The organism is Roseateles sp. 22389 (assembly GCF_052044995.1).
In the GTDB taxonomy this organism is placed as follows: Bacteria; Pseudomonadota; Gammaproteobacteria; order Burkholderiales; family Burkholderiaceae_C; genus Roseateles.
This window is the reverse complement of sequence record NZ_JBQEOF010000009.1, coordinates 173,575-194,192: the sequence shown is the minus strand read 5'-3', so window position 1 is coordinate 194,192 and position 20,618 is coordinate 173,575. Positions and strand designations below refer to the sequence as shown.

The window sequence follows — 20,618 nt, the reverse complement described above, 5'->3', positions numbered from 1 at the left end:
GAAGTTATTCGTCGGAGTCAGTGGTCCCGGCGTTCTGCCGGCGCGCCGAGCCGGCCACCAGGTCGAACTTGAACAGCCGGCATTCGATCGGGCCGTTCCACATGGGGATGCGGCGCGACTCCTTGAGCCGCATCTTGCTCGGCAGCTTCATCTCCGGACACAGCAGCCAGGCCGTCCATCCCGCCTCGTGCTGCGTGTAGGCGCGTTTCCAGTGCGCGGACAGGCGCGGGAAGAAGTCGTCGCCCGCGTCGCGTTCCTCGGACAGCGCGCCACCGTCCATCCGGTGCGCACCGGCCTTGCCGCGCACCTCGATCCGCTCGCCATACGGCGGGTTCAGCATCAGCGTGCCAGGCATGTCCGCCGGCAGCTTCGGTGCGGGGCGCTCCAGCGCATCGCCGCCGTTGAACTGGATGTACTGCGCCACGCCCGCGCGCTCCGCATTGCGGCGCGCGAAGTCGACCATCCGGAACGACACGTCGCTGGCGAAGATCGGGACCTCGGGCGGATGCTCCGCGGCGCGCGCCTGCTCCTTCATCGCGCGCCAGGCCGGCAGCAGCGGCTGGAACGGCGCGAGCTTCTCGAAGGCGAAGCGGCGCTGGATGCCCGGCGCGATGTTGCAGGCGATGGTCGCCGCCTCGACCGGGATGGTGCCCGAGCCGCAGCACGGATCGCTCAGCGCGCCGCCCGCCTCGCGCGTGCCCTTCCAGCCCGCCGCGGCCAGCATCGCCGCGGCCAGCGTCTCCTTCAGCGGCGCATCGCCCTTGTCCTCGCGCCAGCCGCGCTTGAACAGCGATTCGCCGGAGCTGTCGACGTAGACCGTCGCCAGGTATTCCGTGAGGTGCAGCTGCAGCGGCAGGTCCGGCCAGCGCGTGTCGACGCTGGGGCGCTCGCCGCTGGCCTCGCGCAGCACGTCGCAGACGGCGTCCTTCACCCGCAGCGTCGCGAAGTTCAGGCTGTGCAGCGGCGAGCGCTGCGCCGTCGTGTCCACCCGCAGCGTCTGGCGCGGGGTGATCCAGCGCGTCCAGTCGACGGTGCGCGCGATCGCGTAGATGTCGTCCTCGTGGCGGTATTCCTCGCGCGCCACTTCGATCAGCACCCGCTGCGCGAGCCGGCTGTGGAGGTTCAGCCGCATCACCGCGGCCAGCGTGCCGTACAGGCCCACGCCGCCGCGGAAAGCCTTGGGCCCGTCCAGGCATTCGTCCGGGCCGAGGATGTCGCGGACCTCCGCCTCCAGCCAGTCTTCGACGCCGGCGGCGCAGGGCAGGAACAGGTGGTAGGCGGTATCGGACATCGTGGGGCGGCGTGAGGAAGCGGGCGCTGCGGCGCCCGGGGATCGAGCGGCGGATTGTCCCACCGACAGGCGATCGGGGCTGCTGCCCTGCGACGCGGGGTTGGCCCTCAGCGCGCCTTTCGCAGGTTCGCTGGCGCGAGCTTGAGCGCCTCCCGGTACTTGGCGACGGTGCGGCGCGCCACGGTGATGCCCTGCTCGCCGAGCATCGTCGAGAGCTGGCTGTCCGACAGCGGGCTGGTGGCGTCCTCGGCGGCGATGAACTGCTTGATCAGCGCCCGCACTGCCGTGCTCGAGGCATTCCCGCCCGCCTCGGTCGACAGGCTGGAGCCGAAGAAGTACTTCAGCTCGAAGGTGCCCCACGGCGTGGCCATGTACTTGGCCGTCGTGACGCGCGAGATGGTCGATTCATGCAGCCCGAGTTCATCGGCGATCTCCCGCAGCACCAGTGGCTTCATCGCCAGCTCGCCATGGGTGAAGAAGCCGCGCTGGCGTTCGACGATCGCCTCGCTGACGCGCTGGATGGTGTCGAAGCGCTGCTGGATGTTCTTGATGAACCAGCGTGCCTCCTGCAGCTGCCCGCCCAGCGGCGAATTGCTGACGCCGCCGCGCGTGGCGCGCAGCGCCTGCGCGTACAGCTCGTTGATGCGCAGCTTGGGCAGCACGTCCGGATTGATCGAGACGCGGAAGTTGCGGCCGGCCTTCTGCACGATCACGTCCGGGATGACCGGCCGGTTGTCGCTCTGCGCGTAGCGGCGGCCGGGCTTGGGCTCCAGGCCGGCGATCAGCGATTGCGCGTCGCGCAGCAACTCTTCGTCGGCGCCGGTCAGCGACATCAGCCGGCGCCAGTCCCGCTTGGCCAGCAGGTCCAGATGGCGGCGGCAGACGACGACCGCCAGCGCCTGCTCCGGCGAGCGCGGCAGCGTGCGCAGCTGCAGCTCCAGGCATTCGGACAGATCGCGCGCGCCGACGCCGGACGGCTCCATCGACTGCAGCCACTTGAGCGCCACCTTGAAGCGGTCCAGCAGCTCCTCGCGCTGTTCCGCGTCGGCCTCCTCGCCCAGGATCGCGGCGACCAGCTCCTCGAGCGGATCCTCGAGGTAGCCGTCCTCGTTCAGCGATTCGATCAGCGCCAGCAGCGCCGCGCGGTCCACCGCGCTCAGGTTCATGCCGGGGATCTGCGCCCGCAGCACGTCCTGCAGCGATTCCGACGGCGCCTCCGTCTCGGGCCGCTCGTCGTCGTCGCCCGAGGACGAGGCCGCGCTGCCCGGCGTCTCGCGGATGCCGTCGAAGTCGTCGCCCTCGGTGCCGTTCTCCCAGTCGTCGCGCTCGGTGGTGCCGAATTCCTCGGCGCGCATCTCCTCGCCCGCGGGCGCGTCGCCGGACGACGCCTCGGACTCGGTCTGCGCGACGCGCTCCTCGCGTTCCTCGCGCTCGGTCAGGCGCTCCTGCGTGGCGGTGGGCAGCGGGGCGTCGAATTCCTCGTCGGTCTCCAGCAGCGGATTGCTGGCGAGCATCTGCTCCACCTCCTGGTGGAGCTCCAGCGTCGACAGCTGCAGCAGACGGATGGACTGCTGCAGCTGAGGCGTCAGCGCGAGATGCTGGGACAGGCGAACCTGTAGCGTCGGCCTCATGTCCGGCTCCGGCCCTACATCTTGAAGTGTTCGCCGAGGTAGACCCTGCGCACGTCCTGGTGCTCGACGATGTGCTGGGGCGTGCCTTCGGCGAGCACCGCCCCCTCGCTGATGATGTAGGCGCGATCGCAGATGCCCAGCGTCTCGCGCACGTTGTGGTCGGTGATCAGCACGCCGATGCCGCGCTGCTTGAGGAAGCGGATGATCCGCTGGATCTCCAGCACCGCGATCGGGTCCACGCCGGCGAAGGGCTCGTCCAGCAGGATGAAGCGCGGCTGCGTGGCCAGCGCGCGGGCGATCTCGACGCGGCGGCGCTCGCCGCCGGACAGCGCCGGCGCGGGCGTGTCGCGCAGCTTCTCGATCGACAGCTCGTTGAGCAGCTTGTCCAGCTCCGCGTCGATGCGCGCGGACGACCAGGCCTTGCCCTTGTCGTCGAGCTGCAGCTCGAGCACCGCGCGGATGTTCTCCTCGACATTGAGCTTGCGGAAGATCGACGCTTCCTGCGGCAGGTAGCTCAGCCCCATGCGCGAGCGCTGGTGGATGGGCAGGGTCTGCACCGGGCGGCCGTCGATCTGGATCTCGCCCGCATCGGCGCGGACCAGGCCGACGATCATGTAGAAGCTGGTCGTCTTGCCGGCGCCGTTGGGGCCCAGCAGACCGATGACCTCGCCGCTGTGCAAGTCGAGGTGGACGTCCTTGACCACCTTCCTGACGCCGTAAGACTTCTGCAGCCCCCAGGCCTGCAGGCGGCTCCGGGAGGTGTTCGTGCGGGCTTGAGTCATTGCTGGGGCGACTGGCGGGGCGTCAGGTTGATGCTGGGACGCAGCGGCAGCGGGGCGCTGCTGGCCGGCGGCGGTTCGCTCGCGGCATTGCGCGGCATCAGCACGACGCGGCCGCGGCCGCTGGGGTGCGGCGAGGCGGCGCCGGTCTCGACGATCAGGCGCTCGGTGCGGTTGTCGTAGTTCAGCGTGGCGCCGGACAGCGCCTGCTTGAGCTGGTCGCCCTGCATCACCCGCGCCTCGGCATTGCCGACCAGGCGGATGGTCTCGGTGCGGGTGTCGTATTCGATCTGGTCGGCGCGGCCCTCGATGCGCTCGCCCGGGGTGTCACGGTCCTGGCGGAAGTGGACCTGCTTGGCGGAGGTGCCGTTGGCGTAGGCCTGGTAGTAGCCGTCGCTGGTCTCCTGGACGTCCATGCGCTCGGCGCGCAGCTCCATGGAGCCCTTGGTCATGATCACGTTGCCGTTGAACTCGGACCGCTGCCGCACCTTGTCGATCGCGCCTTCGCGGTCGAAAACCAGGTTCAGCGGCTTCGTGCGGTCGTCCTTGGCGGCCTGCGCCCAGGGCGCGGCGAGGGCCAGCGCGAGCGCGCTCGACAACAGCAAGGGGCGACGAAGCGACATGGGGGGATCCTGACGGCACAAAACTTGCTGGCCATTCTAGCCACCGCTTCGTGGGGGAGCAGGAGGTCCCCCGCGCGAGCGAGGGACCTGGACTTCGCGATTGTGCAAAGTTCCCTTTTGGTGCAGGGATGGTGCAGGGGGGCGGGGCGGCGCTCCCCCTTCCAGTCGGCGTCGGGTGACCTCAGGCTACGCTGGCGGCGGGCTCCGCGCCCTGGTAGCCGCGCGGCACGGCGCCCAGCAGGCGCTTCGTGTACTCCTGCTTGGGCGCCAGGAGCAGCGCGCGGGCGTCGTTCTGCTCGACCACGTCGCCGTGCTGCATCACCAGCACCTCGTCGGAGATGAACTTCACCACCGCCAGGTCGTGGCTGATGAAGATGTAGCTCAGGCCGAACTCGTCCTGCAGGTCCTTGAGCAGGTTCAGCACCTGGGCCTGGACCGACACGTCCAGCGCCGACACCGCCTCGTCCAGCACCAGCACCTCCGGCTTGAGCGTCAGGCAGCGCGCGATCGCGATGCGCTGGCGCTGGCCGCCGGAGAACTCATGCGGGTACTTGTGCAGCGCGCTCTCGTCCAGGCCGACCTTGCGCAGCAGCGCGCTGGCGGTGGCCAGGCGCTCCTCGTGGCTGGCGCCGATGCCGTGGATCTCCATCGGCTCCAGCAGCGTCTGCGAGATGGTGAAGCGCGGGTTCAGCGACGCATACGGGTTCTGGAAGACCACCTGGATCCGGCGGCGCATCTTCTGCCAGTCCGGGCCCGTCATCTTCAGCAGGTCCCGGCCCTCGAAGAGCACCTCGCCGCCGGTGGGTTCGTGCAGGCGCAGCAGGGTCAGGCCCATCGTGGTCTTGCCGGAGCCCGACTCGCCCACCACGCCCAGCGTGTGGCCCTTGCGCAGCTGGAAGTCCACGCCCTTGACGGCCTTGAACTCGGTCTTGCCGAACAGGCCCGACTTGAAGAAGAAGCTCTTGCGCAGCCCCTTGACCTCCAGGATCACCGGCGCGGCCGGATCCTTGGCCTTGCCCGCGCCCTGCGCCGCGCGCCCGGCGATGTGGTCGTCGATGACCATCAGCCGCGCCGGGTTCTCGGTCAGCGAGGGCCGGCAGGCCAGCAGCGCCTTCGTGTAGGCGTCCTGGGGGTTGTGGAAGATGTCGGCCACCGGGGCCTGCTCGCGGACCTCGCCATGGCGCATGACCACGACCTGGTCGGCGATCTCGCCCACCACGCCCAGGTCGTGCGAGATGAACAGCATGCTCATCTTGTGCGTGTCCTTGAGCCTGGCCATCAGCTCCATCACCTGGCGCTGGATGGTCACGTCCAGCGCGGTGGTGGGCTCGTCGGCGATCAGCAGCTTGGGATTGCAGGCCAGCGCCACCGCGATCATCACGCGCTGCTGCTGGCCGCCGGACATCTCGTGCGGATAGCTGCGCAGACGCCGCTTCGGATCGGGGATGCCGACTTCATGGAGCAGCTCCTCGGCCCGCGCCAGCGCCTGGCGCCGGCTCATCCCCAGGTGCTTGATCAGCGGCTCCATGATCTGGTCCGCGACCGGGAACACCGGATTCAGCGAGCTCATCGGATCCTGGAACACGCAGGCGATCTCGCGCCCGCGCACCGACTGCAGCTCCCGCAGCGAGGTCTTGAGCAGGTCGCGCCCCTGGAACAGGATCGCGCCGCTGCGCTCGGCGTTGTCGGGCAGCAGGTTGAGGATGGACATCGCCGTCACGCTCTTGCCGGAGCCGGACTCGCCCACCAGCGCGACGGTGCGGTTCTCGGGGATGTCGAAACTCACGCCCTTGACGGCCAGCTGGCGCTGCATCACGCCGCCGGTCCTGCCCATGCGGAAGGCGACCTTCAGGTCTTGAATGCTCAACAGCATGGCGTTACTCCAGACCGCGCAGTTTGGGATCGAGCGCGTCGCGCAGCGCATCCGTGAAGAGGGCGAACGCGGTGACGAACACCGCCATGAAACCGGTCACGGCGGCCAGCTGCCACCAGTAGCCCAGGATCAGCTCGCTCTGGGCTTCCGCCAGCATCGTGCCCCAGGACACCTGGTCCACGCTCACGCCAAGGCCCAGGTAGGACAGGATGACCTCGCTCTTGATGAAGCCCACGACGTGCAGCGACAGCTGCACCAGCGCCACGTGCGACACGTTGGGCAGGATGTGCTTGAACATGCGCGAGGCCTTGCTCGCGCCGATGGCCTCGGCGCTGCGCACGTACTCGCGCACCGAATGCTTCATGAACTCGGCGCGCACCAGGCGGTAGATGCCGGTCCAGCCCGCCAAGCCCAGGATCATCACCACCGGCAGCACGCCGCGGCCGAAGACGACGGCGAACGCGAAGATCAGCAGGATGTTGGGCATCGCCGTGAAGACGTTGTAGACCCACTCCAGGAAGTCGCCGACCTTGCCGCCGTAGAAGCCCGACAGCGCGCCCAGCACCGTGCCGATGAGGGTGGCCACCAGCGCCGCCAGCACGCCCACCATGATGGAGATCTCGGCGCCCTTGATCGCCTTGGCCAGCACGTCGCGGCCCAGCCGGTCGGCGCCGAAGGCCAGCGTCTGGGCGCGCGGCGCCTCGTCGGTCTTGTACTGCTTGGCCCGTTCGGCCCACTCGGCGTACTTGGGCGCGAGCGGGTCGATGTCGCTGAGGTCGACGTTCGGCCCCTTGGGCTGGGCGATCGCGCCGGCCGCCTCGGCGGGCGCGGGGCCCATGAAGGTCGGCGGCGCGTTGGGCACGCCGGTCTCCTTCTGCCAGTCGCGGGCCACCAGGCCCAGGCCGGCGGCCAGCACCAGCAGCAGCGACAGCGCCACCACCACCATCGAGAACACGCCGACCTTGTCGGACTTCAGGCGCCGCCACGAAGCGGCCCACACGCCCTGCGAGCGCTTCGGCGCCGCGACCGCGGCCTGGTTGGACAGCACTGCGCTCATTTGAGGACCACCCGGGGGTCAACCAGCTTGTAGAGGAGGTCGGTGACGAGGTTCACCACCATCGTCAGCGCCGCGATGTAGATCGCGAAGGCCTGGATCACCGGATAGTCGTTGCGGTTGACCGCCAGCAGGATCTCGCGGCCCAGGCCCGGGATCGAGAAGAAGACCTCCAGCAGGAAGGAGCCGACGAACACGCCGGGCAGCGCCACCGAGATGTTGGTCATGATCGGGATCATCGCGTTGCGCAGCACATGCTTGAGCAGGATGGTCTTCTCGGTCAGGCCCTTGGCGCGCGCGGTGCGGACGTACTCGTGGCCGATCTCGTCGAGGAAGAAGGTGCGGTACAGCCGCGTGTACGGCGACAGCGCCACCGCCACCGCGACGAACACCGGCAGCGGCGCGTAGGTCGTCAGGTTGGTCCACAGCGAGTCGCTCCAGCCCTGCACCGGGAACCAGCCCAGCCGGAACGCGAAGACGTACTGCGCCACGATCACGTAGACCAGCAGCGAGATCGACACCGCCACCGTGGTCAGGATCATCACCGCGCGGTCGGTCAGGCTGCCCCGCATGTAGGCCACGGCCAGCGCGAAGGGGATCGCCAGGATCACCTCCAGCACCAGGATCGGCAGCATCACCGTCAGCGTGGCCGGCATGCGCGTGGCGAAGAGGTTGGCCACCGACTCGTTGGTCGCCCAGCTCTTGCCCCAGTCGAAGGTCACGATCTGCTGCAGGAAGATCAGCAGCTGTTCCCACACCGGCTTGTTCAGGCCGAGCTGCTCCCGGATGGCTTCGATCTGGTCCTGGCTGGCGTTCAGGCCGCCCAGCACTTCGGCGGGATCGCCGCCAAACCATTTGAAGAGGAAGAACACCAGCAGCACGACGCCCAACAGCGTGGGAATCATTTGCCACAGGCGCCTGATGAGATATGCCGCCATGACCGCGGGACTCCAAGCAAGCGCCGCCGGGATCGCGCGAGCGTCCGGCGACCGATAAAGACAAACCCCGGACGCTTGTGACGGCCGGGGCCTGCGGGTCGAAAAATCACGCGCGAGTCTACGTGAGCGCCTCTCACCGCCGCACCGGCATTTGCCCTGAATCCATCGAAGAAAACTGATGAAGCACGCTCGTGGAAGCAGGCGCATCCATCCGCAGTGCGCCCTGGCGACGGGGCGGGTCCCGCTCTCGGGGTTGTTGGCATGGCGGGCGCGGACATCGCCCACTAGACTGGCGCGCTTTCGAATTCAAGGACGGCTTCCAGATGCGACGCGGCATGGCCGGGACACAATCCCAGGCGCTCTTACTTTCGGCATCCCTCGCGGCCTTGGCGATGTTCACGGTGATCCCGTCGACCGCCCGCGCCGCCGACGAGGCCGCCACCCCCGCGCCCAAGGTGCTGCGCTACGCGATCCGCGTGGCGGAGACCGGTTTCGATCCGGTGCAGGTCACCGACCTGTACTCGCGCAACGTGACCTCGGCGATCTTCGACGCGCCGCTGCGCTACAGCTTCCTGGGGCGGCCCTACCGGCTCGAGCCCAACATCACCGACGGGCTGCCCGAGGTCTTCGATGACCACAAGCGCTTCGTCTTCAAGATCAAGCCCGGCATCTACTTCGCCGACGATCCCGCGTTCAAGGGCCAGAAGCGCGAGCTGGTGGCCGAGGACCTGGTCTACACCGTCAAGCGCCACTACGACCCGCGCAACAAGAGCGGCCACCTCTACCGCCTGGAGGGCGCGAAGATCCTGGGCCTGTCCGAGGTGCGCGCCGAGGCGCTGAAGAACAAGACGCCGTTCGACTACGCGCGCCCCGTCGACGGCGTGCGCGCGCTGGACCGCTACACGGTCGAGATCCGCGTGGCCAACAGCGATCCGCGCTTCCTGTACCACTTCGCCGATCCGATGGTGGGCATCGTCGCGCGCGAGGTCGTCGAGGCCTACGGCGACCGCATCATGGAGCACCCCGTGGGCACCGGCGCCTGGCGCCTGGCCGAGTGGCGCCGCTCCTCGCGCATGGTGCTGGAGAAGAACCCCAACTTCCGCGATGTGCGCTATCACGAGGAGGTCGGCCCGGACCGCCCGGCCGCGCTGGTCGAGGCGGTCAAGAAGCTGCAGGGCCGCAAGCTGCCGATGGTGGACCGGGTCGAGATCTCGGTGATCGAGGAATCCCAGCCACGCTGGCTCGCCTTCCTGCGCAAGGAATTCGACTTCATGGACGAGCTGCCGGAGGACTTCGCGCCGGTGGCGATCCCGCAGAACAAGCTCGCGCCCAACCTCGCCAAGGACGGCATGCGGGCGATCCGCTACGAGCGCGCGGACATCTCGGCGTCCTACTTCAACATGGAGGACCCGGTCGTCGGCGGCTACACGCCGGAGAAGATCGCGCTGCGCCGCGCGATCGCGCTGGGCGTGGACGTCGAGCGCCAGGTGCGGCTGCCCCGCAAGGGCCAGGCGATTCCGGCGCAGGGCATCATCTCGCCGGGCGTGACCGGCTACGACAAGGCCTTCAAGACCGAGATGAGCCAGTACGACCCGGCCCGCGCCAAGGCGCTGCTGGACCTGTATGGCTACGTCGACAAGGACGGCGACGGCTGGCGCGACCTGCCCGACGGCAGCCCGCTGGTGCTCGAATACGCGACCCAGCCCGATGGCCGCAACCGCCAGCTCGTCGAGCTCTGGCAGAAGGACATGGATGCGCTGAAGGTGCGCATCAAGTTCAAGATCGCCAAGTGGCCCGAGAACCTGAAGGCCGCCAACGCCGGCAAGCTGCAGATGTGGGGCATGGGCTGGAGCGCCGATATCCCCGACGGCGAGAACTTCCTGGGCCTGGCCTACGGCGGCAGCAAGGGGCAGTCGAACAAGGCCCGCTTCGACCTGCCCGAGTTCAACGCGCTGTACCGCAAGCAGCATTCGATGGCGGATGGTCCCGAGCGCGTCGCGGTGATGCAGGACGCGCAGCGGCTGCTGACGGCCTACATGCCCTACAAGGTCGAGGTGCACCGCATCTACACCGACATCACCCAGCCCTGGGTGCTGGGCTACGACAAGAACCTCTACCAGCGCGACTTCTACACCTTCGTCGACATCGACACCGACGCGCTGGCCAAGGCCCATGTGAACAAGAAGCCCTGAGCGCTTCGACGACCGCCCCGCCATGACGACGATCCGCGCCCGACGCCTGTCCTCGAACCTGCGCGGGGCCGTCCTCGCGTCCCTGCTGGCGCTGGCCGGCCTGAGCGCCGCGCAGGCGGCGGACGGCGCGAGCGCGCCCGCGCCGTCCCCGTCATCCGCGGCGTCCCCGGCCTCGGCGCCGAAGGTGCTGCGCTACGCCTTCCGCGTCGCCGAGACCGGCTTCGATCCGGCCAAGGTCAGCGACCTCTATTCGCGCATGGTCACGCCCCACATGTTCGAGGGGCTCTACACCTACGACCAGCTGGCGCGTCCCGCGAAGATGAAACCGCTGACCGCGGCCGCGCTGCCGGAGAGCGCCGACGACTACAAGCTGTGGACGGTCAAGCTGCGGCCGGGCATCTATTTCTCGGACGATCCCGCCTTCAAGGGCAGGCGGCGGGAGCTGACGGCCGAGGACTACGTCTACACCTTCAAGCGCTTCGCCGATCCGGCCGTGGCCTCGCCGTCGTGGAGCGAGGTGGAGGAGCTCGAGCTGCTCGGACTCAACGAGTACCACGCGCAGGTCCGCAAGTCCGGCAAGCCCTTCGACTACGACAAGCCCATCGAGGGCCTGCGCGCGCTGGACCGCTACACGCTGCAGTTCAGGACCAAGGAGACGCGGCCGCGCCTGATGGAGGTCTTCGCGCAGGGCGACCTGTACGGCGCCGTCGCGCGCGAGGTGATCGAGGCCTATCCGGGCGACTCGATGGCGCATCCGGTGGGCACGGGGCCCTTCGTGCTCAAGCAGTGGCGGCGCAGCTCGCTGATGGTGCTGGAGCGCAACCCGCATTACCGCGAGCGCTTCTACGACCAGGAGGTCGATCCCGCGCCGGACGATGCCGAGGGCCAGGCGCTCAAGGCGCGCTTCAAGGGCCGCCGCCTGCCGATGATCGATCGCGTCGAGATCGGCGTCATCGAGGAGAACCAGCCGCGCTGGCTGTCCTTCCTCAATGGCGAGTACGACTTCATCGAGCGCACGCCGGAGGACTTCATCAACCAGGCGATGCCCAACGGCAAGCTGGCGCCCAACCTCGAGAAGCAGGGCAAGCATGCCTACCGGACCGTGGCCTCGGACGTGCTGTTCACCGTGTTCAACATGGAGGACCCGCTGGTGGGCGGCTACACGCCGGACAAGATCGCGCTGCGCCGGGCGATCGCGCTGGCCATCGATGTCGAGCGCGAACTGCGCCTGGTGCGCCGCGGGCAGGCGATCCCGGCCCAGTCGCTCTACATGCCGGGCACGACCGGCTACGACCCGGCGTTCAAGAGCGACATGAGCAGCTTCGACCCGGCGCGCGCCAAGGCGCTGCTGGACCTGTACGGCTATGTCGACAAGGACGGCGACGGCTGGCGCGACCGGCCCGACGGCACGCCGCTGGTGCTGGAAAGCCTGACCACGCCCGAGCAGTTCCAGCGCCAGATCGACGAGATCGTCCAGAAGAACCTCAACGCGGTGGGGCTGCGCATCGCGTTCAAGCCGGCCAAGTGGCCCGAGAACCTCAAGGCCCTGCGGGCCGGCCGCTACCAGATCTGGTCGCTGGCGACCTCGGCGGCCAAGCCCGATGGGCAGGACTCGCTGGCGCGCATGTACAGCGGCCAGATCGGCGCGCAGAACTACGCGCGCTTCCGGCTGGCGGCCGTCGACAAGCTCTACGACGAGGCCTCGCACCTGCCCGACGGGCCGGAGCGGCTCAAGATCTTCGACGAGACCAAGCGCTACGCCACCGCCTACATGCCCTACAAGTACCGCGGCCACCGCTTCATCACCGACATCGCCCAGCCGCAGCTGATCGGCTACCGCCGGCCGCAGTTCTGGCAGAACTGGTGGGAGTACGTGGACATCGATCCCGACGCCGCCGCGAAGTTCAAGCACTAGCCTCCGAGGTCCCGACGTCCATGCGCGCACGCCGCCCCGCTCCGAATGCCGTCCCGCACGGCGTCTTCCTCGATCGGATCACCGGCGCCATGCGCCGCGGGGCCTGGACGCTGGGGCTGATGGCGGCCTCGCTGGCCGTCGCGACGAGCGCCGGCGCCGCGGCGTCCCCGCCGCCGGCGGGCGGCTCGCCCTCGGTCCAGGCGCCCGCGGCACAGCCGGAGAAGGTGCTGCGCTACGCCTTCCTGGTGGCCGAGACCGGCTTCGATCCGGCGCAGCTGAGCGACCTGTACTCGCGCATCGTCACCGCCCACATCTTCGAATCGCTCTACAACTACGACTACCTGGCGCGGCCGTTCAAGCTCAAGCCCAACACGGCCGCGGCGATGCCCGAGGTGTCCGACGATTTCCGCACCTGGACGATCCGGCTGCGGCCCGGCATCTACTTCGCCGACGACCCCGCCTTCAAGGGTCGGCGCCGCGAGCTGACCGCCGAGGACTACGTCTACAGCCTCAAGCGCTTCTACGACCCCGCGACCAAGGCGCCGCTGTACTCGACCTTCAAGCAGGAAGGGATCCTCGGGCTGGAGGAGTTGCGGGTCGAGGCGCTGAAGAGCAAGCGCCCCTTCGACTACGACCGGCCGGTCGAGGGCGTGCGCGCGCTGGACCGCTACACGCTGCAGTTCCGGCTCGCCGAGCCGCGTCCGCGCTTCCTCTACAACCTGGCCGGCGGCGACACCTACGGCGCGGTCGCGCGCGAGGTCATCGAGGCCTACGCCGGCAAGACGATGGAGCACCCGGTGGGCACCGGGCCCTTCATGCTGGACCGCTGGCGGCGCAGCTCGCTGATCCGCTTAGTGCGCAACCCCGGCTACCGCGACGTGTTCTACGACGCCCAGCCCAATCCCGGCGATGCCGAGGGCCAGGCGCTGCTGGCGCGCTTCAAGGGCCGCAAGCTGCCGATGATCGACGCGGTCGAGATCAGCATCATCGAGGAGGGCCAGCCGCGCTGGTTGTCCTTCCTGAACCGCGAGTTCGACCTGCTCTACCTGCTGCCCGAGGAGTACGCGGAGGTGGCCGCGCCGCACGGCAGGATCGCGCCCAACCTGCAGAAGCAGGGCATCCAGCTCTACAGCGTGCTGGCCAGCGACCGCACGATGTACTACTTCAACATGGAAGACCCGACGGTCGGCGGCTACACGCCGGACAAGGTCGCGCTGCGGCGCGCGATCGGCCTGGCGACGGACATCGCCACCGAGATCACCCGCACGCGCCGCCACCAGGCGGTGCCGGCGCAGTCGGTCGTGGCGCCGATGACCTGGGGTTACGACCCCGACTACAAGAGCGAGAACGGCGACTTCGACCTGGCGCGCGCGAAGGCGCTGCTCGACACCTACGGTTATGTCGACAAGGACGGCGACGGCTGGCGCGATCAGCCCGACGGCCGCCCGCTGGTGCTGGAGATCGCGTCCTCGCCGGACTCGCGCTCCAAGCCCTACGACGAGCTGTGGAAGCGCGACATGGACAAGCTGGGCGTGCAGATCCGCATCCGGACCGCGCAGTGGCCGGAAAACCTGAAGTCGGCGCGCGCCGGGCAGCTCATGATCTGGCAGCTGGGCTTCAACAGCTCGACGCCGGATGCGCAGCTCGGGCTGGAGCTGATGTACGGGCCGGCCTCGGGCGGGCAGAACCTGGGCCGCTTCAAGCTGGCGCGCTACGACGAGATCTATCGCCGCATGATGGTCCTGCCCGATGGCCCGGAGCGCGCCGCGCTGCTGCGCGATGCGCAGAAGCTGCTGACCGCCTACATGCCGCAGAAGTTCCGCGTGCACCGGATCGTCAACGACCTGGCCCAGCCCTGGCTGATCGGCTTCCGCCGGCCGTACTTCAACCAGATCTTCTGGCCCTACGTCGACATCGACACGGCGAAGCTGCCCCCGCGCTGACTCTCACTCCCGGTCGCGCGCGTGACGCGCTCCCCACCGGATCTGCGCTACCTTCCCGACCTCGACAAGGAGAGTCGCATGGTCCCGACGCCGCAGATCGACCACTACCGCCGCTTCCTGCGCGAGCAGCGCGGCCTGGTCTTCGATGACTACGCCTCGCTGTGGGCCTGGTCGGTGACGGAGCTGGACGCGTTCTGGCGCAGCATCTGGGACCACTTCGACCTGCGCTCATCCACGCCGTTCGAAGCGGCGCTCTGCGAGGAGCGCATGCCGGGCGCGGTGTGGTTCCGCGGCGCCATGCTGAATGTCGCGGCACAGGCGCTGCGCCACGTCGACGCGGCCGACGCCGCCGGCCACCCGGCCATCGTGCATGCCGACGAGGCGATGCTGGCCCGGGGAGAACTCGGCGAACTGAGCTGGCCCGCGCTCCAGCGCCAGGTCGGCGCGCTGGCGGCCGCGCTGCACGAGCTTGGCGTGCGCCGCGGCGATCGAGTCGTCGCCTACCTGCCCAACGTGCCGGCGACGGCGGTGGCCTTCCTCGCGGTGGCCAGCCTCGGCGCGGTCTGGTCGGTGTGCTCGCCGGACATGGGACCGGTGGCGGTGCTGGACCGTTTCCGTCAGATCGAGCCCCGCGTGCTGATCGCCGCCGACGGCGTGCGCTACGCCGGCCAGGAGATCGACCGCATGGGCATGCTGGCGCAGCTGCTCGACGAGCTGCCCACGGTGGGCGATGTCGTGCTGCTGGCCAACCTCGACCCTCGGGCGGATCCCGCGTCGCTGGCACGGGACGCCGGCGCGGGCCGCCCGGCGCGGCGTGCGCATCGCTGGGACGACCTGGTCGCCCATCCGGTGTCGCGCGCGCCCGAGCCGGTGCCCTTCGACCATCCGCTGTGGATCGTCTACTCGAGCGGCACGACCGGCCTGCCCAAGCCCATCGTGCACGGGCACGGCGGCGTGCTGCTGGAGATGCTCAAGGGATCGATCCACAACAACGTCGGTGCGACGGTGGACACCGGCGACCGCTTCCACTGGTACAGCTCGACGGGCTGGATCATGTGGAACTGCCAGGTCGGCGCGCTGATGGGCGGCACGACGATCTGCCTGTTCGACGGCAGTCCCGCCGGCCCGAAGGACGCGCCGGACTGGCGCACGCTGTGGCGCTTCGTGGCGCTGTCGGGCGCGACCTTCTTCGGCGCGGGGGCGGCGTTCTACGCGAGCTGCCTGAAGGCGGGCGTCGAGCCCCTGCGCCATGGCGACCTGAGCCGCCTGCGCGCGGTCGGCAGCACCGGCAGCCCACTGGCGGACGAGAGCTACGACTGGATCTGGGCGCACTGCCCCAAGCCAGACGGGCAGCCGATCTGGATCTGCATCATCAGCGGCGGCACCGACTTCGCCGGCGCCTTCCTGACCGGTCTGATCACCGAGCCGCTGGTGCGTGGCCAGATGCAGGTGCGGAGTCTGGGCGCGGCGGTGCATGCGTTCTCGGAGGCCGACGCGCAGGGCCAGGGCCGCGCCCTGATCGACGAGGTCGGCGAGCTGGTCTGCACGCGGCCGATGCCGTCGATGCCCTTGTACTTCTGGGGCGACCAGGACAACGAGCGCTACCTGTCGAGCTACTTCGACATGTACCGCGGCCCGAACGGCGAGGGGATCTGGCGGCATGGCGACTGGCTGCGGATCACGCCGTCGGGGGGCGGGATCATCTACGGGCGCTCGGACGCGACGATCAACCGGCATGGCATCCGCATGGGGACGGCCGAGCTGTATCGCGCCGTGGAGGCGCACCCGGAGGTGCTGGACAGCCTGGTGGTGGACCTGGAGTACCTCGGTCGGCCGAGCTGCCTGCTGCTGTTCGTGCAGTTGCGGGATGGGGGGGCGCTGGAGGCGGACCTGGAGCAGCGGCTGCGGGCGTCGATCAAGAAGGCGCTGTCGGCGCGACATGTGCCGGACGAGATCCACCAAGTGACCGCGATTCCGCGAACGCTGTCGGGCAAGAAGATGGAGCTGCCGATCAAGAAGCTGCTGCTCGGCGCCGCGGCCGAACAGGTCATGAAGCGCGATGCGATGGCGAATGCCGATGCGGTGGCTTGGTACCAGCGTTTCGCCGAGCGCCGGCAGTAGGTGCTTGCAGTTGCGAGCGGCCGGCGGCCGACCTGTCGCAGTCGCTCAGCACGCGAGCTGCCGCCCTCAATTGCTTGTCCACTGCTGTTGGCGATATGGGATCGTCCCATTCACAGTCGGCCGTCGTCCTCCGTTGCCGTTGCTCCCGCAACAGGCGAGCGAGGTTCCTTGATCGCTTTGCCTGGTGGCGACTGCAGGCCCCGTGGGGGTGATGCAGCCGCGAGATGAGACGCGCATGTACACCATGCAAGCCAGCGTCTTGTCCCAGCGAGGGGAGCTGCTTCTCCCAAGCGAGACAACGGTGATAGGCCGCGTAGTAGGCGCGGCTGATTGCCGATCGTTGGGCTGCTTCATCGGTATGGCGCGCCAGTTCGCGCGCCAGACGCAGCCAGTCATGAGCCTTGTGGAACATGAGTCCTCCTGAGCCTCGGGCGTTTCAGCGTGGGCCGCTGTCGAGGAAGCGCAGATAGAAGCGTTCGCGATCGAGCTTGTGTTTCGTCAGGAGGTCGTCATATCGGCTGTCCCAGATCGAGGCATGGTCATAGTCCAGGCAGGTGTGGACGTCGTACCGCACCCAGCAGTCATCGTCCATTTCGAAGGTGCAGAACCACGGCGCGCCGTCAAGGCGGATGTGGTGGAGGCGGGTGAAATCGCCGGCCAGGCGCAGCAGCTGAAGGGCGTTCGCCGCTGTCAGTCCGCTTCGTTGGAGTACGCGCTTCAACGCAGCGGCGGATCCTTCCCAATCGGCGAGTTCGCACCTCGCGACGAGATCGGGATCAGCCGCGTCGCCGAAGACCAGGTGAGGGTGCCGCAATGCATCGACCAACGCTTCGAAGTCGGCGGGGTCCTGGTGGGCGGAGGGGGCGAGCGCTGCTCGCTCGCCGCTGTGCGTCGTTGGGCTCGTCATGTTCATGGCTTGTTCCTGAGGAGGATCGTTGAAGGCGTATCGGGTCCTGGCGCTCATGAGCGGCTCCTTCGTGCGGGTCCCGTGACCCGAAGGCCTGCAGTGTCGGCAGCCGCCGGCCGCGTGTCTTTCCTCCGAATTGCGGGATCGATGGGGGAACTGATCGAGGGAGGCGGGTCCCCCTGCGCATCCTGATCATGGGGGTGTCCGTCAGGCCCGCGACAGGTGGCCCGGCGATGCATCGCGTCACCGTCGATACCCTTGCTCGCAGACGCGCAACACCCAGGGTTACATGACAGCCGCGCGTCGGTTCGGGGAAGCGCCCCCGCTTCGGGCGACAGCGCCGCCCGGGGCAAGTGCCAAGCCTGTCGATGACATCGACCGTTCACCGGTCTGTCACCTCGGCCTCTGAACATCCGCCGCGTTCCACCGCCCCTGCGCCGTCAAGGCCTGACCCTCCAGTCGGGCCCGTGCGTGCCGCGCCGCGGTGGCAATCCCCATCCGCCGACCTCCCTGGAGTCCCCATGCGCAAGCCCCTTGCCCGCCACTTCGCCCGCGTCTGCCTGCCGCTGACGCTGGCCCTGGCCGCCTCGTTCGCGTCCGCCACCGTCGTCACCTTCGACGACCTCGCCACCGATGGCTTCGTCCCCGCCAACTACGCCGGCCTCGACTGGTCCGCCAGCTCCTGGTTCCAGTACGCCGGCGAACAAGCCCCGTACACGCCGCATTCGGGCGACCGTCGCGCCACGCTCGGCTTCGACGGCAGCAGCGCCACCAGCGCCATCGGCTTCCTGACCCCCAGCACCTTCCAGGGCGCCTGGTTCGCCGGCTTCGACGGCGTCAACGTCGCGATCGACCTGTACCGCAGCGGCCTGCTGGTCGCCTCGACGTCGACGCTGAACCTGGGCGAGACGTCCGCCTTCCTGGCCAGCGGCTACACCGGCCTGGTCGACCGCCTGGTGTTCCGCAGCAACGACCCCGCCTTCTTCGTCATGGACGACCTGAGCTTCGCCGCCGCCGTCCCCGAGCCGGCCTCCGGCGCGCTCGCGCTGGCCGGCCTGGCCGTCGCCGCGCTGGTGATCCGCCGCCGCCAGGCATCCCAATCCGCCACCTGAGGAGCCCGCCATGACGCAGCAGCAAGCCCCCCGCCGCCAGTTCCTCCGCGCGGTCGCCACGGCCGCCGGCGCCACCGCCGCGATGACCAGCTTCCCGCCGGCCATCGCCCGCGCGCTGTCCATTCCCGCGGCCGTGCGCACCGGCACTCTCCGGGACGTCGAGCACATCGTCATCCTGACGCAGGAGAACCGCTCCTTCGACCACTACTTCGGCACGCTCAACGGCGTGCGCGGCTTCGGCGATCCCTTCCCCGCGCCGGTGGCCGACTCGGCCAACGTCAAGGGCCGCTCGATCTGGGTCCAGCCCACCGCCAACAACGCCGCGCCCGGCGCGATCGCGCCCTTCCACCTGAACACCGCGCAGAACTTCGCCTTCATGCGCGTCAGCGGCACGCCGCACTCGTGGACCGACGCGCAGGCCGCCTGGGACCACGGCCGCATGAACAACTGGCCCAAGGCCAAGCAGAACCACTCGATGGGCCACTTCACGGCGCAGGATCTGCCGTTCCAGTTCGCCCTCGCCAACGCGTTCACGCTCTGCGATGCGTACCACTGCTCGACGCAGACCGGCACCAACACCAACCGGCTGTTCCTCTGGACCGGCACCAACGACCCGCTGCGCCTGGGCAACGGCCCGTCCACCGACAACAGCCACGACTGGTTCAACCCGAACCCGCTGGACGACTACACCTGGACCACCTACCCCGAGCGCCTGCAGTCGGCCGGCATCAGCTGGCAGGTCTACCAGAACATGGCGGACAACTTCACCGACAACTCGCTGGCCGGCTTCAAGGTGTTCCGCGACGGCTGGTACAACCGCCCGGGCTACTCGCAGGTGCTGAAGGACCGCGGCATCTCCACCCGCGACCTGGACCTGCTGCGCGAGGACGTGCTCAACGACCGCCTGCCGCAGGTGTCGTGGATCGTGGCCACCGCCGAGGGCTCCGAGCATCCCGGTCCGTCCAGCCCCGCGCAGGGCGCGGACTACACCGCCAAGGTGCTGGACGCGCTCACCGCCAATCCCGACGTGTGGGCCAGGACCGTCCTGTTCATCAACTTCGACGAGAACGACGGCTTCTTCGACCACATGCCACCGCCGGCCGCGCCGTCCTATGTGAGCTGGAACGCCAACCCGGCGCAGGCGGTGCTCGCGGGCGCGTCGACGGTGGACACCACCGGCGAGTACTGCGAGATCCTCAACGGCGCCTCGCCGACCTACCTGCACCGTCCCTACGGCATGGGCCCGCGCGTGCCGCTCTACATCGTGTCGCCGTGGAGCAAGGGCGGCTGGGTCAACTCGCAGGTGTCGGACCACACCTCGGTGCTGCGCTTCATCGAGGCGCGCTTCGGCGTCAAGGAGACCAACATCGGCGCGTGGCGTCGCGCGGTCGCCGGCGACCTGACCTCGTGCTTCAACTTCGCCGATCCGGAGGACAGCGAGTTCTTCTCGAAGCTGCCCGGCACCGTGGCGCTCGCCAACCGGGCCCGCGCGCTGCCCGGCACGACGACGCCGCCGGTGCCCGGCGCGCTGCAGCTGCCGTCGCAGAACGCCGGCGTGCGCCCCGCGCGGCCGCTGCCCTACGACCTGCAGGCGACCGCGGCGCTGACCACCGGCGCCGGCCCCAATGCCACGATGATCGCGGTCACCTTCCAGAACACCGGCACCGCGGCGGCGGTCTTCCACGTCTACGACCGCACGCGCCTAAACGAGATCCCGCGCCGCTACACCGTCGAGGCGGGCAAGCAGCTCACCGGCAGCTTCGTGCCGCAGGCGACGGGCGCCTACGACCTGTGGATCCTCGGCCCGAACGGTTTCCATCGCCACATCGCCGGCAACGCGCGTCGCGCGGCGGCGGCCGGCCAGCCCAATCCGGACGTGATCGCCCAGGCCGCGCCGGCCACCGGCGAACTGGTGCTGACGCTGGTCAACACCGGTCCGGTGGCGGCGACCTTCAGCGTCGCCCACAACAAGTACCAGACGGGCGCGCCGCGCAGCGTCAACGTGCCGGCGCGCAGTCGCAGCGAGCTGCGCCTGGGCGTCGCCGTCACCGCGCATTGGTACGACGTGTCGGTGCGGGTCGGCGGCCAGCCCGACTTCCTGCGCCGTTTCGCCGGCCACATCGAGACCGGCGCGCCGTCGGTCAGCGATCCGGCGATGGAGGGCCTCGCGAAGGCGGACCAGTACCGCGTGCAGGGCGTCTGACCGAGCGGCGGGGCAGGAGCGCGGGAGCGCCTCTTG

14 protein-coding genes are annotated in these 20,618 nt (G+C 69.2%); 6 read left to right on the top strand and 8 right to left on the bottom strand.

Features of this window, described 5'->3' with window-relative positions; translation table 11 throughout:
- Positions 1 to 4: 4 nt before the first annotated feature.
- From ACTJKJ_RS14590 to ACTJKJ_RS14560, 7 genes are all read right to left on the bottom strand, one after another.
- Positions 5 to 1,291, bottom strand: coding sequence for a THUMP domain-containing class I SAM-dependent RNA methyltransferase (locus ACTJKJ_RS14590; RefSeq protein ID WP_440820908.1), 1,287 nt, complete (start codon positions 1,289 to 1,291; stop codon positions 5 to 7).
- Positions 1,292 to 1,398: 107 nt separating this feature from the next.
- Positions 1,399 to 2,922 carry an RNA polymerase factor sigma-54 gene (locus tag ACTJKJ_RS14585; RefSeq protein WP_440820907.1) on the bottom strand — a complete coding sequence of 508 codons (1,524 nt, stop codon included), beginning with the start codon at positions 2,920 to 2,922 and terminating at the stop codon, positions 1,399 to 1,401.
- Positions 2,923 to 2,936: 14 nt separating this feature from the next.
- The gene (gene lptB / locus ACTJKJ_RS14580) at positions 2,937 to 3,704 is read right to left on the bottom strand and encodes an LPS export ABC transporter ATP-binding protein (RefSeq protein ID WP_091730505.1); all 768 of its coding nucleotides are present in this window, start codon (positions 3,702 to 3,704) and stop codon (positions 2,937 to 2,939) included.
- Positions 3,701 to 4,324: a lipopolysaccharide transport periplasmic protein LptA gene (lptA, locus tag ACTJKJ_RS14575; RefSeq protein ID WP_440820906.1), complete on the bottom strand. Its 624-nt coding sequence runs from the start codon at positions 4,322 to 4,324 to the stop codon at positions 3,701 to 3,703. Before lptA ends, lptB begins: the two co-directional genes overlap by 4 nt.
- A gap of 181 nt (positions 4,325 to 4,505) precedes the next feature.
- On the bottom strand, positions 4,506 to 6,197 hold the full coding sequence (locus ACTJKJ_RS14570) for an ABC transporter ATP-binding protein (protein WP_440820905.1): 1,692 nt from the start codon (positions 6,195 to 6,197) through the stop codon (positions 4,506 to 4,508).
- 4 nt (positions 6,198 to 6,201) lie between these two features.
- Complete coding sequence (locus ACTJKJ_RS14565; protein ID WP_343602101.1) at positions 6,202 to 7,254, bottom strand: ABC transporter permease; 1,053 nt, start codon at positions 7,252 to 7,254, stop codon at positions 6,202 to 6,204.
- The gene (locus tag ACTJKJ_RS14560; RefSeq protein WP_091730516.1) at positions 7,251 to 8,189 is read right to left on the bottom strand and encodes an ABC transporter permease; all 939 of its coding nucleotides are present in this window, start codon (positions 8,187 to 8,189) and stop codon (positions 7,251 to 7,253) included. Before ACTJKJ_RS14560 ends, ACTJKJ_RS14565 begins: the two co-directional genes overlap by 4 nt.
- A 392-nt stretch (positions 8,190 to 8,581) precedes the next feature.
- Here ACTJKJ_RS14560 and ACTJKJ_RS14555 point away from each other — a divergent pair, with 392 nt between their 5' ends.
- The 4 genes from ACTJKJ_RS14555 to ACTJKJ_RS14540 all read left to right on the top strand — a co-directional run bounded on the left by ACTJKJ_RS14555 (position 8,582) and on the right by ACTJKJ_RS14540 (position 16,360).
- Complete coding sequence (locus ACTJKJ_RS14555) at positions 8,582 to 10,381, top strand: ABC transporter substrate-binding protein (RefSeq protein WP_183483893.1); 1,800 nt, start codon at positions 8,582 to 8,584, stop codon at positions 10,379 to 10,381.
- A 22-nt stretch (positions 10,382 to 10,403) separates the two neighbouring features.
- Positions 10,404 to 12,296 (top strand): ABC transporter substrate-binding protein, encoded by a 1,893-nt coding sequence (locus ACTJKJ_RS14550; protein ID WP_440820904.1) that lies wholly within the window; start codon positions 10,404 to 10,406, stop codon positions 12,294 to 12,296.
- Between the two features lie 20 nt (positions 12,297 to 12,316).
- A complete protein-coding gene (locus tag ACTJKJ_RS14545; protein WP_440820903.1) occupies positions 12,317 to 14,239 on the top strand; it encodes an ABC transporter substrate-binding protein in 1,923 nt (640 codons plus the stop codon).
- A gap of 78 nt (positions 14,240 to 14,317) precedes the next feature.
- Positions 14,318 to 16,360 carry an acetoacetate--CoA ligase gene (locus tag ACTJKJ_RS14540; protein WP_440820902.1) on the top strand — a complete coding sequence of 681 codons (2,043 nt, stop codon included), beginning with the start codon at positions 14,318 to 14,320 and terminating at the stop codon, positions 16,358 to 16,360.
- Between the two features lie 436 nt (positions 16,361 to 16,796).
- Here ACTJKJ_RS14540 and ACTJKJ_RS14535 read toward each other — a convergent pair whose 3' ends face one another.
- Positions 16,797 to 17,324, bottom strand: a complete 528-nt coding sequence (locus tag ACTJKJ_RS14535) for a hypothetical protein (RefSeq protein ID WP_440820901.1) — start codon at positions 17,322 to 17,324, stop codon at positions 16,797 to 16,799.
- A 464-nt stretch (positions 17,325 to 17,788) separates the two neighbouring features.
- Between ACTJKJ_RS14535 and ACTJKJ_RS14530 the strand changes: the two genes are divergently transcribed.
- Both ACTJKJ_RS14530 and ACTJKJ_RS14525 read left to right on the top strand, forming a co-directional pair.
- Positions 17,789 to 18,379, top strand: coding sequence for a PEP-CTERM sorting domain-containing protein (locus tag ACTJKJ_RS14530; RefSeq protein ID WP_440820900.1), 591 nt, complete (start codon positions 17,789 to 17,791; stop codon positions 18,377 to 18,379).
- Between the two features lie 10 nt (positions 18,380 to 18,389).
- Positions 18,390 to 20,582: a phosphocholine-specific phospholipase C gene (locus ACTJKJ_RS14525; RefSeq protein WP_440820899.1), complete on the top strand. Its 2,193-nt coding sequence runs from the start codon at positions 18,390 to 18,392 to the stop codon at positions 20,580 to 20,582.
- Positions 20,583 to 20,618: the final 36 nt, after the last annotated feature.

What these genes read in the sequence shown, in the direction of transcription:
- ACTJKJ_RS14590 (WP_440820908.1), bottom strand. Translation starts at nt 1,291, where the DNA reads ATGTCCGATACCGCCTACCACCTGTTCCTGCCCTGCGCCGCCGGCGTC.
- ACTJKJ_RS14585 (WP_440820907.1), bottom strand. Translation starts at nt 2,922, where the DNA reads ATGAGGCCGACGCTACAGGTTCGCCTGTCCCAGCATCTCGCGCTGACG.
- lptB (WP_091730505.1), bottom strand. Translation starts at nt 3,704, where the DNA reads ATGACTCAAGCCCGCACGAACACCTCCCGGAGCCGCCTGCAGGCCTGG.
- lptA (WP_440820906.1), bottom strand. Translation starts at nt 4,324, where the DNA reads ATGTCGCTTCGTCGCCCCTTGCTGTTGTCGAGCGCGCTCGCGCTGGCC.
- ACTJKJ_RS14570 (WP_440820905.1), bottom strand. Translation starts at nt 6,197, where the DNA reads ATGCTGTTGAGCATTCAAGACCTGAAGGTCGCCTTCCGCATGGGCAGG.
- ACTJKJ_RS14565 (WP_343602101.1), bottom strand. Translation starts at nt 7,254, where the DNA reads ATGAGCGCAGTGCTGTCCAACCAGGCCGCGGTCGCGGCGCCGAAGCGC.
- ACTJKJ_RS14560 (WP_091730516.1), bottom strand. Translation starts at nt 8,189, where the DNA reads ATGGCGGCATATCTCATCAGGCGCCTGTGGCAAATGATTCCCACGCTG.
- ACTJKJ_RS14555 (WP_183483893.1), top strand. Translation starts at nt 8,582, where the DNA reads ATGTTCACGGTGATCCCGTCGACCGCCCGCGCCGCCGACGAGGCCGCC.
- ACTJKJ_RS14550 (WP_440820904.1), top strand. Translation starts at nt 10,404, where the DNA reads ATGACGACGATCCGCGCCCGACGCCTGTCCTCGAACCTGCGCGGGGCC.
- ACTJKJ_RS14545 (WP_440820903.1), top strand. Translation starts at nt 12,317, where the DNA reads ATGCGCGCACGCCGCCCCGCTCCGAATGCCGTCCCGCACGGCGTCTTC.
- ACTJKJ_RS14540 (WP_440820902.1), top strand. Translation starts at nt 14,318, where the DNA reads ATGGTCCCGACGCCGCAGATCGACCACTACCGCCGCTTCCTGCGCGAG.
- ACTJKJ_RS14535 (WP_440820901.1), bottom strand. Translation starts at nt 17,324, where the DNA reads ATGAGCGCCAGGACCCGATACGCCTTCAACGATCCTCCTCAGGAACAA.
- ACTJKJ_RS14530 (WP_440820900.1), top strand. Translation starts at nt 17,789, where the DNA reads ATGCGCAAGCCCCTTGCCCGCCACTTCGCCCGCGTCTGCCTGCCGCTG.
- ACTJKJ_RS14525 (WP_440820899.1), top strand. Translation starts at nt 18,390, where the DNA reads ATGACGCAGCAGCAAGCCCCCCGCCGCCAGTTCCTCCGCGCGGTCGCC.